General features: G+C 65.2%; 20 protein-coding genes. 15 read left to right on the plus strand and 5 right to left on the minus strand.

All coding sequences use genetic code 11. The features are described from left to right. Nucleotides 1-111: 111 nt before the first annotated feature. The 5 genes from QZ500_RS11185 to QZ500_RS11205 form a co-directional block, all read right to left on the minus strand. Nucleotides 112-831, minus strand: a complete 720-nt coding sequence (locus QZ500_RS11185) for a hypothetical protein (protein ID WP_295855212.1) — start codon at nucleotides 829-831, stop codon at nucleotides 112-114. A gap of 27 nt (nucleotides 832-858) precedes the next feature. Continuing rightward, on the minus strand, nucleotides 859-2,670 hold the full coding sequence (locus QZ500_RS11190; protein WP_295855215.1) for a sensor domain-containing phosphodiesterase: 1,812 nt from the start codon (nucleotides 2,668-2,670) through the stop codon (nucleotides 859-861). A gap of 86 nt (nucleotides 2,671-2,756) precedes the next feature. Then, nucleotides 2,757-3,254: a hypothetical protein gene (locus QZ500_RS11195; protein WP_295855217.1), complete on the minus strand. Its 498-nt coding sequence runs from the start codon at nucleotides 3,252-3,254 to the stop codon at nucleotides 2,757-2,759. Nucleotides 3,255-3,259: 5 nt separating this feature from the next. Then, nucleotides 3,260-3,616 carry a helix-turn-helix transcriptional regulator gene (locus QZ500_RS11200; RefSeq protein ID WP_295855220.1) on the minus strand — a complete coding sequence of 119 codons (357 nt, stop codon included), beginning with the start codon at nucleotides 3,614-3,616 and terminating at the stop codon, nucleotides 3,260-3,262. Next, nucleotides 3,613-4,278 carry a helix-turn-helix domain-containing protein gene (locus QZ500_RS11205; RefSeq protein ID WP_295855223.1) on the minus strand — a complete coding sequence of 222 codons (666 nt, stop codon included), beginning with the start codon at nucleotides 4,276-4,278 and terminating at the stop codon, nucleotides 3,613-3,615. Before QZ500_RS11205 ends, QZ500_RS11200 begins: the two co-directional genes overlap by 4 nt. A 21-nt stretch (nucleotides 4,279-4,299) precedes the next feature. On the opposite strand from QZ500_RS11205, the gene QZ500_RS11210 reads away from it, so the two are divergent. The 15 genes from QZ500_RS11210 to QZ500_RS11280 form a co-directional block, all read left to right on the plus strand. Next, a complete protein-coding gene (locus tag QZ500_RS11210) occupies nucleotides 4,300-4,497 on the plus strand; it encodes a hypothetical protein (protein ID WP_295855226.1) in 198 nt (65 codons plus the stop codon). A 56-nt stretch (nucleotides 4,498-4,553) separates the two neighbouring features. Further along, nucleotides 4,554-4,742, plus strand: coding sequence for a hypothetical protein (locus QZ500_RS11215; protein ID WP_295855229.1), 189 nt, complete (start codon nucleotides 4,554-4,556; stop codon nucleotides 4,740-4,742). Beyond that, nucleotides 4,739-5,080, plus strand: coding sequence for an ogr/Delta-like zinc finger family protein (locus QZ500_RS11220; protein ID WP_295855233.1), 342 nt, complete (start codon nucleotides 4,739-4,741; stop codon nucleotides 5,078-5,080). The genes QZ500_RS11215 and QZ500_RS11220 overlap by 4 nt, the downstream gene beginning before the upstream one ends. Before the next feature lie 107 nt (nucleotides 5,081-5,187). Continuing rightward, complete coding sequence (locus tag QZ500_RS11225) at nucleotides 5,188-5,427, plus strand: hypothetical protein (protein WP_295855234.1); 240 nt, start codon at nucleotides 5,188-5,190, stop codon at nucleotides 5,425-5,427. A 6-nt stretch (nucleotides 5,428-5,433) separates the two neighbouring features. Then, nucleotides 5,434-5,688 carry a hypothetical protein gene (locus tag QZ500_RS11230; protein WP_295855235.1) on the plus strand — a complete coding sequence of 85 codons (255 nt, stop codon included), beginning with the start codon at nucleotides 5,434-5,436 and terminating at the stop codon, nucleotides 5,686-5,688. After that, complete coding sequence (locus QZ500_RS11235; protein WP_295855238.1) at nucleotides 5,685-5,894, plus strand: hypothetical protein; 210 nt, start codon at nucleotides 5,685-5,687, stop codon at nucleotides 5,892-5,894. The genes QZ500_RS11230 and QZ500_RS11235 overlap by 4 nt, the downstream gene beginning before the upstream one ends. A 4-nt stretch (nucleotides 5,895-5,898) precedes the next feature. Continuing rightward, nucleotides 5,899-6,279: a hypothetical protein gene (locus QZ500_RS11240; protein ID WP_295855239.1), complete on the plus strand. Its 381-nt coding sequence runs from the start codon at nucleotides 5,899-5,901 to the stop codon at nucleotides 6,277-6,279. A 3-nt stretch (nucleotides 6,280-6,282) separates the two neighbouring features. Beyond that, nucleotides 6,283-8,259 (plus strand): replication endonuclease, encoded by a 1,977-nt coding sequence (locus QZ500_RS11245; RefSeq protein ID WP_295855240.1) that lies wholly within the window; start codon nucleotides 6,283-6,285, stop codon nucleotides 8,257-8,259. After that, a complete protein-coding gene (locus QZ500_RS11250; RefSeq protein ID WP_295855242.1) occupies nucleotides 8,256-8,609 on the plus strand; it encodes a hypothetical protein in 354 nt (117 codons plus the stop codon). The genes QZ500_RS11245 and QZ500_RS11250 overlap by 4 nt, the downstream gene beginning before the upstream one ends. Beyond that, nucleotides 8,606-8,821: a hypothetical protein gene (locus QZ500_RS11255; RefSeq protein ID WP_295855245.1), complete on the plus strand. Its 216-nt coding sequence runs from the start codon at nucleotides 8,606-8,608 to the stop codon at nucleotides 8,819-8,821. The genes QZ500_RS11250 and QZ500_RS11255 overlap by 4 nt, the downstream gene beginning before the upstream one ends. Nucleotides 8,822-8,857: 36 nt before the next feature. Further along, nucleotides 8,858-9,067 carry a hypothetical protein gene (locus tag QZ500_RS11260; protein ID WP_295855247.1) on the plus strand — a complete coding sequence of 70 codons (210 nt, stop codon included), beginning with the start codon at nucleotides 8,858-8,860 and terminating at the stop codon, nucleotides 9,065-9,067. Between the two features lie 4 nt (nucleotides 9,068-9,071). Then, nucleotides 9,072-9,392, plus strand: coding sequence for a DUF4406 domain-containing protein (locus QZ500_RS11265; protein ID WP_295855250.1), 321 nt, complete (start codon nucleotides 9,072-9,074; stop codon nucleotides 9,390-9,392). Then, nucleotides 9,392-10,186, plus strand: a complete 795-nt coding sequence (locus QZ500_RS11270) for a site-specific DNA-methyltransferase (protein ID WP_295855252.1) — start codon at nucleotides 9,392-9,394, stop codon at nucleotides 10,184-10,186. Before QZ500_RS11265 ends, QZ500_RS11270 begins: the two co-directional genes overlap by 1 nt. Continuing rightward, nucleotides 10,183-10,776 carry a hypothetical protein gene (locus tag QZ500_RS11275; RefSeq protein WP_295855253.1) on the plus strand — a complete coding sequence of 198 codons (594 nt, stop codon included), beginning with the start codon at nucleotides 10,183-10,185 and terminating at the stop codon, nucleotides 10,774-10,776. Before QZ500_RS11270 ends, QZ500_RS11275 begins: the two co-directional genes overlap by 4 nt. Beyond that, nucleotides 10,776-11,198 (plus strand): DNA cytosine methyltransferase (locus QZ500_RS11280; protein ID WP_295855255.1); only part of this gene is annotated, 423 nt, incomplete at its 3' end. The genes QZ500_RS11275 and QZ500_RS11280, both read left to right, overlap by 1 nt.

Below are 11,198 nucleotides of genomic sequence, written 5' to 3' on the forward strand. Positions count from 1 at the left end.
TGACGTACTGGCTAGATGAGCTTGCGGGTAGTGCTATGCGATGTTAGGCAATGGGGTGACTTCGCAAGGAGCCAAGCGCGACGCCGGGGCGACTGGAGCAAAAACATTCGATCAAAAAAGACGGCGTCCGGCAAGAATGCGCGAACAGGCATGCAGGCCCGGCTCCCCAAGTCCCTCGTAATGGCACCGCTTTGCCACCTCGGTCCATTTTTGGTCGGGCATGATGAGTGCCGCGAACTCCTGGACACCTAGGTGCCTCTGCAGGACGTGCACTGCCGTATCACGTCGCACCCGTCCGCTGAGCGTCGTATGTCCATCAATCGCCATAGATGCGATCACCGTCACGGTCACCTCGTCATGATCGGTGTGCATAAAAGTCCGCCAGACGCCCCACTGAAAGGCTTGCAGCATACGTGTTTGAAGTTGCCGCGCATCTACTAAAAATTTTGTGTCGGTAATTACCAGTTGGATATGCAGCGGATCAGCTCTGATCATTCTGAATGCACCAGACTCCGGTGGAAAGTCGCCAAGGACACTGGCCATAACGGTCGGCGTCGAGAACTTCTGCGGTGTCCCTACTATCTTAGGCGTACGGTCTTCAACATCTCTGTGATAGCTCCATTCATGCCATAACCGTCCTTCGTCATGGAACAAAACTCCGTGCAACCCGAGGAACAGAGTTCCGGCCAACGTGATCAGCGCAATACTTGATCGGTGTGGCACATGCCCTGTCATCCGGCTGCGGAACCAGCGTGGGTTGAAGAGCCCTGCAATCCCAGCAATCGCAGACATGAAACCTAGCGCAAGAAGTATCCAACTCACGGTGTTCACTGGCTCCTCCATCAAGCGAGTTTTACATCAGCGCAGACTTTCGTAGTCAAAATTGCTGATGTACTTTATGACTTCTTCAGGCGGCATGGGCTTGCCGAGAAAATATCCCTGTATTGCATCACAACCCATGCCAATGAGAATATCAAAGATACCCTTACTCTCTACACCTTCAGCCAAAACCCGGTATCCCATCGCATGACCCATAGAAATTATGGATTGAATCAGTAAATTCGCGCGGGTGTCATTCTCGATATCCACGATCAGGCTTCTATCTATTTTCAGAAGCTCTGCTGGTAGTTCGGGCAAGCACGCAAGATTGCAATATCCACTTCCGAAATCGTCTAGCGACACTGAGCATCCAAGTGCCTGAATCTCACGAAGTACGCCCTTCGTCATACCGCCCGTCAATACAGCGTTTTCGGTGCATTCAATGTGCAATGATGCAGGCGATATTTCATTACCCTCCAGAATACTCCGCAGATAGTCAACAAAATTGGGTTGCTCAAGATTTTTTGACGATACATTGACAGCAACTGTCAAAGAATGCCCTTCCACCTTCCACAATCTCAACTGAGCAAGTGCATTGGACAACACCCAAGTCGTAATATCCTGAATCATCCGCGTTGCTTCAGCCAAAGGCACGAATTCACTGGGGGGAATAAATCCCCACTTTGGATGATTCCATCGCAGCAGAGCCTCAACGCCAGTGAATTTCTTCAGGCGCGCGTTGTACTTGGGCTGATAGACCAAGGAAAACTGATCCTCGCTGACAGCCAAAGGTATTTCCCGTATGAGGCTGTTGATGCGATGCTGTCTTTCGTCAATCTCGCTGTTGAAATCGAAGAGTAGCCGATGATGCAACTTGGCTTCATACAAGGCTGCAAAAGCATGTCGAATGACATCATCTCCGGATTCACCGCGTGCTATCCGTTTGAATCCTCCATGTATCCCGCCGACAATCACCACGTCCTTTGAACGCAAGTATTGCTGAACCTCAAGTATCAGCTGGTTGGCATGGACGACTGTGTCAGTTCGGCCTGCGTGATCAAAAAGCACCGCAAAGCGAGAAACACCTACATAGTAGAGGCGTACGCGATAATCGCTGGTTAGTTCTGCAATTCGCCGAGCGATCTGCTGAAAAAAAATCTCGAGAGTTTTAACGCCCATCAGGCGTGATATGTCTTGAAGCTCACCGTGGTCAATCAATTCCATGACCATCAGAGACCGCGGATGGCCCGACTCTGATTTATCAAGATCTTCAATATCTTCAACAAGCTGCGTGCGGTTATGCAGCCCGGTGATATGGTCCAACTTACCAGTGGCAAGACGGTGCTCGATCTGCACCAGAGCAAGTGCTGCCAAGTCGATGAGTTGCCCTACTTGTTGTACGGAAAACTGCCTAGGCTGGTAGTCGAGTATGCACATGCTACCGACGGCAAAGCCCTTCGAAGTTATTAAAGGCACGCCAGCATAAAACCTGAAAATCTTGCCCGTCGAATCTTGGTCACTATCGCCGAACCGCGAATCCAGCTCAGTATCTTGAATGACCATAGGCGTCGATTGCCTGATGGTGTAATCGCAAAATGCTCCATTGCGCGGAATACAGGTTTGATCCAACCCAAACCGACCTTTGGGATGGAGACTTTGAGAGTCGATCAAGTTGATGAGCGCTACGGGAACATTGAATAGCGCGGCCGCGATCCGCGTCACTTCATCAAAACATACTCCGGTGTCATCTTCCAGCAACCTCGTTGATTGCAAAACTCGCAATCGCTCCTCTTCGTGGCTCCATCCTTCATCTTTGATGGCAAATCCAGAGATTGCTGGAACCTTAATCACAACGCACCTTCAATAAATTTAAATGTTAGTCGAATACCGATTTAAATAGTGCGGGCTTTGAATAAACACCAACAGAACTCAGAGTGCTACCGCATCAGTAAGTCGATTGCACTGTCGGGTAGCTCACCCGTCGCCATCAGCACATGCATGTCCGGCTCCGTCAGCACATAGACGTTCTGCGCCCGCGATTTCTCCACCTTTGACGGCCCAGCGTTCGGACCGCAGCAGAGAAAGACCAGTCCCTGTGTCACGGTCTGCACCACCTTGAGCCCGGCGGCGTTGGCCTTGCTCTCCAGCGTCGCGCGCTGGACCTTGGCGAAGCCGGTGAAGAGGATGTGGGGCCGTGCATCCGCCGGGCGATCGCGCACCACCTTCGGCGGCGGCTGGCCGGCGGGGTCGCGCAGCAGCCGCGCGCACCCGTCGTAGTACTCGTGCACCCGGTCCTTGCGGAACGTTCGCACCTGCGGATCACCCTCGCCCCATCCGCGGATGTAGTGCCCTACCTCACCCCATTTCACCAGCGTTCGCTCGGTGATTTCGCCGACGGCGTTGCAGTAGCGAAACCGGATGGGGGAGAGGGTCACGTCCGTCATGTGCGTGCAGGTATGTCGGGTTGAAGTGAACCGCGCGCCAGGCCGGCGGCGATTTGGGACAAGCTGCGTCGGAACTCCGCCGGCGCGCTGCGAAAGACCGTCAGCATTTCCGCTTCTTCGTCCGTGAGTTGGGCACCGAGGAACTGCATCTGCAGGCTGGAGCGCGTGCCAGTGACCACGTACAGCACGTCAACGCCGGCCACCGCAAGCTTGGCGAGAAATTCCGCACTCGGCGTCTGCTCTCCCTTTTCCCAGGCGAGCACCGTCCGTCGAGACACCCCCGCCGTTTGGGCGAACCCATCCTGCACAGCACCCAGCTGCATGCGCTCGGACTTAAGGCGCTCGCCGATCACCGGCTAATACCCCCCAGCGTTGTTGCGATCCTCTTCACCACTTTCCGATCATCTTCCACACACGCTCGGAACGCTTCCACCACTTCCAGCTCTGCAGCATCGAGTTGCACGCCGAGAACCTGCGCCTGCTTGAGAGCAATGCGTTGACCGGTGACGACGTAGAGCGGGTCAAAGCCGAGTTCAGCCGCGTGCGCGATGAACTCAACGGTAGGCACGAGCGCACCCCTCTCCCACTCGACGATTGACCGCCTGGAAACTTCGCTGCGCTCGGCCAAGTCGGCTTGGCTCAAGTTGAGCCGCTGTCGCTCTTCTCGCAAGCGCGATCCGATGATTGCGCGCAATTCAGCCTTACCGAGCTTGTCTTGCGCATAATTCGGCGTCATAATTTGAAAAAGTGCATTTCTACGTTCCTCAATCGTACCCGTATGGCCCTCACCGCTAGCAGCACCGGCATCCGTCGCGCCCCGAATGGCCTGGACAGCTCCAAGCCTGTCCCCGTCCGCTTCACTGCCGAGGAACGCGCTCGGCACAAGCGCATCGCCGAAACCGAACAACGAAGCCTGGCATCCGTCGTCCGCCTGCTGGCGCTCAAGGGCGCCGAGGTCTACGACCGCCACCCCTCCAGCCTGCTCCGCGGCTCTTGATTCGTCCTTTGCTCCCATCGTTTTCTCCTGAGGTTTCGCATGTACCCCGACCCGAAGCGCGTGCGCGACATCCGGCTGACCATCCGCGTGAACGACTATGAGTGGGACTTCATCCAGCAGATGGCGAACGCCCGGGGCGAACAGCCGTCCAGCATGTTTCGGGAAATGGGCATGAAAGAGGCCCTGCGCTCCGTCGCTACCGAACAGGATCCGAGTCTGGAACAGCGCGCCGCCTGACGGAAGACGACAAAAAGCAGCGAGTCGTCGGTCGAAAAGCATCCGAAACCACCCCCATGCCTGAGCACACCCTCACCGTCAATGCCGAGCTGCAGCGCCTTCTGGAGCGGGTGCGCGTGCGCCGCGGCATGGCGAACCTTGAGCAGGCCCTGGAGTGGCTGGTCAAGACCCGCATCCGTCGCATCAGCCGCCAAGCCGGCGGCAACGTGCTCTACCTGGTCAGCGAAAGGGACGGCACCGCATGAAGCTGCACATCACCTGCCCCAACTGCGGCAAGGCGGCCTTCGGCACCCACAAGCGCCAACTGTCCGAGCTGGTCACCGAGGTCTATTACGAGTGCCGCAACCCGCACTGCTTCGCGCGGTTCGTGTTCACCGGCGAGGTGGCCCGCTGGCTGCAACTGCCGGTGAAGCTGAACCCGCAGCTCAACGTGCCCCTGTCGCCCGCCATCAACGTGCGCGGCCTGCAGGACGCCCTGCAGCACCTGCACGTCGCTGACCTGCCGCCCAGCGGCGAAGCCTTCGAGGTCGCCCGCGGCCAGCTCGACATCTTCCACGACGGCGTGGCCGCGCATGGCCCGTAACCGTCCGCCGCCGTAGCGCGGCCACCCTCCCCGCCCCATCCCGTTCCCCGTCCCGCTGCAGCGCGCTGCGCTGCGGATTGGGCGAAGCCTTGCCCGGAGAAAGCCTGATGTTGTCCCTGCTGCCCCCGTCGCCCACCCTGCGCACGCCCCGCGCCCTGCCGCAGTGGCTGCAGCCGCACACCCCGTCGCCCATGAAGCTGTGGACGGTCAAGCACACCGACATCGCCGGCCAGCGCCGCCGCATGTGCGTCGCCGCCCGCAGCAACGGCGACGCGATGGACTGCGCCGAGCGCATGTTCGGCGACGCCCGGGCGATGTCGGCCCTGCGCGTGCCGCGGCGGGGGTAACCGGTCATGGCACTGACGATCAAGAAGAACGACTTGGGCAGCCTGTTCCTGCCCGCTGAACGGGATGAGCGCGCCGCGGTCCAGTACCTCGAAGCCGCCCGGCAGCGGACCTATGGGACGCGCAACTTCGACGCGGTGTGCCGCGCTTACATCATCGTGCTCAACGAACATGAGCGGACGGTGGAGCTGATCCGCAAGCGCGGCGGCCTGTTGCTCATCGTGGACCCGGTGGTGCCCGCACGAAAGGGCCGCCGCGCGTGAACCCCTCGACCCTCACCGCGCCGCAGTACGGCGTGCTGTGCCCCCTGGCACCGCACACCGACAACCCGGCCTGCCCCGATCGCCCCCGCGCACCGACGGTCGCCGAGCGCGCCCGCCTGCGCGACCTGCGCGAATCCGTCGCGGTGGACTACCGCCGCCTTTACGCCAACCCGCCGCGTGGCGTGTGGCGGCCGTTCAAGGGCTGACCGCGTGTCGTTCGACCCGATCGCCACCTCGGCGGATCCCGTCCTCGGGCTCGCCGCTGTGCCTGCCGCGCTGCAGGCGGTCGCGCGCCGGCCGGCGCTGCCCGCAGAGCTGCAGCGGTTCATGCGCCTGCGCGATGAGTTCGTGCAGATCGCCAGCCAGGGGAAGTACCTCGATGCCGCGTCGCAGGAGTGGTGCGAGCTGCCGTCCAACTGGCGCATGGCCCTGGTGCTGCTGGCCGGCATCGGCACCGAGACCGACCTGTCGACGCTCGCCTCCCGCGCCTGGCTGGAGATTCCGCCGCCCGAGCGCGACGAAATCAAGAGCGTGGTGCGCTTCGGCAAACGTTACTTCGCCCGCGTCACCGCGCTGGCGGCGAGGGTCTAGGCGATGACCAAGGTGCACCTGCCGCAGTCGGTCGAGGACTGGGAACTCAACTACGCCAGCGCCGCAGCGCTCGGCTGCGAGGACCGGCTGACCTTCGGCCAGGCATCGGCACACCTCAAGCGTGTGGTGGACTGCGCGCCGCCCGGCTGGCGCACGGCGATCCGCCGCCGCTTCGGCCGCGAGCAGACCCAGGACATCCTCACCAGCGCCGACGGCTGGCGCCTGGAGCTGCCCGAGTGGGCGCAAGCCTGGAGCCTGCTGGAGCTGGTCCGCCACTTCGAGCGCGAACACGGCGACGCGATCGGCTGGGACATCAGCGACGACGACATCTGCGCGATGGCGAAGAAGCTGGCCGGCTATGCCGATGAGCTGGACGACGGCTCGATCGCGCAGGGCCTGGACCTGCCGGCCCGCGTCGATGCGGTGCGCCTGCTGGTCCGCTCGGTCGGCATCCAAGAGGACAAGGCCATCACCGGCGAGCCGGCAATCAAGCGCGCACAGGATCCGACATGGTGGCGCCGCCGCCTGCGCGTGCACGTGGCGCGCGTGGTCGAGGGCGGTGCGGTCGGCCTGGGCGTCGTCCACCGCGACAGCGGCGGCTACGTGAGCCACGGCACCCTGCAGCGCCGGCAGCAGCAGCTACAGCGCAACGCCGACAGCCTCGGCCGCACGCTGTACCGCAACGAGGTGGGCCAGGTCTACACCCTGCGCGACTTGGCCGCGCTCGGCACCGCCAACCCGGCGATCCGCGGCGGCGAGCTGATGACGCGCATCCGCGGCGCCGAGGAATATGCCGACAGCCGCGGCCACGTCGGCCTGTTCATCACCCTGACCACGCCGAGCCGCTTCCATGCGGTGAAGCTGGGCACCGGCGGCCGGCCGGTGCCGAATCGCACCTACGAGGGCGCCACGCCGCGCGACGGCCAGCTCTGGCTGCGCGACAAGTGGCAGCGCCTGCGCTCCCACCTGGGCCGCAAGAAGCTGCGCCTGTATGGCCTGCGCGTGGCCGAGCCGCACCACGACGGCACGCCGCACTGGCATGCCCTGGTGTGGGTAGAGAGCGAGGCCGAGGCCATCCGCTTCGAGGCCTCGCTGCGCCGCTACTGGCTGTCCGACGCCGGCAACGAACGCGGCGCGCAGGCGAACCGGATCAACGTCAAGCGCATGGTCGCCGGCGGCGGCGCCGGCTACGTGGCGAAGTACATCGCCAAGAGCGTCGGCCACATCGCCCTGCGCGAGCACCTTGACGTGGTGGAGGGCCAGGGCATCACGATGGACCTGCCCGGCATGGCAGTGGACCAAGGCGACCAGCCGGCCGCGACGGGCGGCAACGCCGGCGCCCGCCGGGTCGATGCCTGGGCGGCCACCTGGGGCATCCGGCAATTCCAGCCGCTCGGCATGCCGAGCGTGACGGTGTGGCGCGAGCTGCGCCGCGTGACGCCCGACCAGTTGGAGCTGTTCCAGCAAGAGGGCGACCGCGACACCGTGCGGGCCTATCACGCATGCCACCGCCGCGGCGCTGTCCGCGCGGACTGGCGCATCTTCATGGAGGCGATGGGCGGTCACGCGGTCAAGCGCTGCCAGTGGCGCCTGCGCACCGCCCACCGGCCGCCCGAGGACGGTCAGGTCAACAAATACGGCGAGGCCGTGACCGTCGGCCGCATCGTCGGCCTGCGGGCGCAGTGCGGCCGCATGGCCGGCCGGTGGCTGGTGTCGCGCCGGATCGCCTGGACACCGGTGGTCGATGGCGCAGGCCCGACCGTGGAACAGGCCGCGCCGGCGGTCGAGGACGCGGCCGTCCGCGCGGCTCTGCCGTGCGCTTGGACTGGTTTCAATAACTGTACGGCCCGCATCACCGGGACGCTGGCGCGCGAGCTTTTCGGCCAGCCCGAGCCCGAAAAACCGGACTGGTGCACCCCGTCCGGGGTCGCGGAAATGCGTGCGGCCTTCGCCCGCGCCACCGCCGGGGGGTTCCAGTGACACCGAACCGCACCACCCGCCCCCATCCCGCCGCCCAGGCCGGCGCCGCCGTGCCCGATCGCGCCCGCCCGGTGTCGCCGCTGCTGGCCGCGACGCTCGATGCAGCCCGCCGGCGCTGCGACGACTTCGAGGACGGCCAGGCCGCCCGCGAGGCGATGAAGCGCGCGGTGCTCGACACGCGGCCCGAGCTGCTGGCCGACCTGCTGCGCGTGCTGACCGAGCACCGCCTGACCCGCGCCGACTTCGTGTCCCCCTTCCGCACGACCGCCGCCGGCCCGGCCACGGCGGCAGTACTCCCCGCTGGCGCCCCCGCGCCGGTCCCACCCCACCGCCAGGAGCCCACCCCATGACAGCGAAACGCACCGAGCCGCGCATGCACGCCTACGCCCGGCCGATCGACGGCGATTACGTGAACTCGTCCAAGACCACCACCGAGCACCTGCGCGCCGTGTTCGACGCCGAGCGCGCCCGCATCGCCCAGCAGAACGCCCCGCGCCGCCGGCGCCGCAAGCCGGTACCGCCCGCTGGCGACAACGCGGCGCAGCTCCAGCTCGTCGCCTGACCCGATCCACCACCGACCACCCGAGGAAATCCCACCATGCTGCCCATCCCCCACGTCCAGACCCTGCACAGCTACCGCGCCACCGTCGTCCCGGCCGAAGTCGCCGCCGAGGATGTCGAGGGCGCCGCCGCCGCCGGCCTGCTGCGCACGATCCGCGTGCGCGCTCCCCACGCCTCCCACGCCGTGCGCGCCGCGCGCCACGTCACCGGCCTGCCGGTCAACCACGTCGAACGGGTGGAGGACTGACCCGATGCGCGTCTACATCGCCGGCCCGATGTCGGGCTATCCCGAGCTGAACTTTCCGGCCTTCCACGCCGCGGCCGCGGCCCTGCGCGCCGAAGGCCACCACGTCGAGAACCCGGCGGAAATCAACGCCGACCCGTCGGCGCAGTGGCTGGACTGCATGCGCATGGACATCGCCCGCCTGGTCACCTGCGACGCGGTGTTCCTGCTGCCAGGCTGGGAGCGCTCCCGCGGCGCCCTGGTCGAGCAGACCCTGGCCGCCGGCCTGGGCCTGCCGGTGCTCTACGCAGACGGCGCCGCGGCCTATGCCTCCGCGGGAGGTGCCTGATGTTCCGGGAAAAGATCGGCGACGCGATCCTCTACCGCGGCGACGCGCTGGAAATGCTGCAGTCCCTGGACGCGCAGTCGGTCGATGCCCTCATCACCGACCCGCCCTACAGCAGCGGCGGCGCCTTCCGCGGTGATCGCGTGATGGACACGCGGTCGAAATACCTGCAGAGCGACAGCGGCAACCTAGCGCTGGAGAACTTCGGCGGCGACAACCGCGACCAGCGGAACTTCCATTTCTGGAGCTGCCTGTGGGCGGCGGCTGCGCTGCGCGCCTGCAAGCCGGGCGCGCCGGGCCTGCTGTTTACCGACTGGCGGCAGCTCCCCGTTTCCACTGACTACCTGCAGGGCGGCGGCTGGGTTTGGCGCGGCGTGGTGCCGTGGTTCAAGCGTAGCGCCCGGCCGCAGCTCGGCCGCTTCACCGCCGCCTGCGAGTACGTGGTGTGGGGCAGCGCCGGCCCGATGCCGCTGGAGCGCGGCATCGGCGTCCTGCCCGGCTTCTACCAGTACACGCCGCCAGCCAACCGCGAGCACATCACGCAGAAGCCGGTCGAGCTGATGGCCGACATGGTGCGCATCTGCAGCGCCGGCGGTGTCGTGCTGGATCCCTTCATGGGTTCCGGCACCACCGGCGTGGCCGCCGTCCAGCTCGGCCGCCGCTTCATCGGCTGCGAGCAGAGCCCGCACTTCTTCGACGTGGCCTGCCGCCGCATCGAGGCCGCCCTGCAGAGCCGCCGGATGTTCGACGCGCCGGCCGCCGCCCGTTCCCTCCCCCTCGACATGGAGACACCATGACCGACATCACCTGCATCCCGGCCGGCGGCCCCGCCGCGGCCACCGCCGGCGCCGGCGGCCTCCCGCCGCTGCCCGACTTCCAGAACACCGAGCTGTGGCCGCTGCTGCTGCGCTGGTCCAACGCCGCCACCGGCGCGCCGAAGATCGCAGCGGCCGAGCACGTCGAGGGCGCGCTCGGCCGGCTGATGCGCGACTATGCCGGTGCGGTCCTCGCGCGTGTCGGCACCCTGCCGTCGCAGCCCAACGATGGCCGAGGCGAACCCGAGCGCGAAGCCTTCGAGGCGTGGGTCGTTGAATTCGACTGCGGCCCGAACCTCGACCGCACCGCGTGCTTCTACGACTCGTTCAATGTGCAGCGCGCCTGGGCTGCATGGTTGGCGGGCGTCGCTTGGCGTGCTCTGACAGCGGCACCGGCCGAGCCGGCCGCCCCTGCGGATCCGGTGCTGGTGCCCCGCCGATTCGTGCCGGTCGGCAAGAGCGAGCCGAAGTGCCGCGACTGCGCCGACTTCGGGCCGATCTGCCCGAACAGTGGGAAGCCCTGCGGTAGCGTGGCGCCAATAGGTGCGGCACAGAAGGGACGGGCCGACTGATGCGCACCCCACAATTCATCCTCGACCTATCCGACGAACTGCTGGTGGACGACTTCGCCTGCGGCGGCGGCATGTCCGAAGCCATCGAGCAGGCGATCGGCCGGCATGTCGATATCGCTGTGAACCACGACAGCGACGCCTGCAGCATGCACGCGGCCAACCACCCGCAGACCCAACACTACTGCCGCGACGTGTTCGACGTGGCGCCGCGCGACGCGACCCGCGGCCGCCTGGTCGGCCTGCTGCACATGTCGCCCGACTGCACCCACCACAGCCAGGCCCGCGGCGGCCAGCCGCGCAGCAAGGTGCTGCGCGGCCTGGCCTGGGTCGGCGTGCGCTGGGCCGGCCAGGTGCAGCCGCGGGTCATCACGCTGGAGAACGTCAAGCAGATCCTGCAGTGGGGCCCGCTGATCGCCAAGCGC

It is taken from the genome of uncultured Xylophilus sp. (assembly GCA_913776965.1).
Taxonomy (GTDB): Bacteria; Pseudomonadota; Gammaproteobacteria; order Burkholderiales; family Burkholderiaceae_C; genus Xylophilus.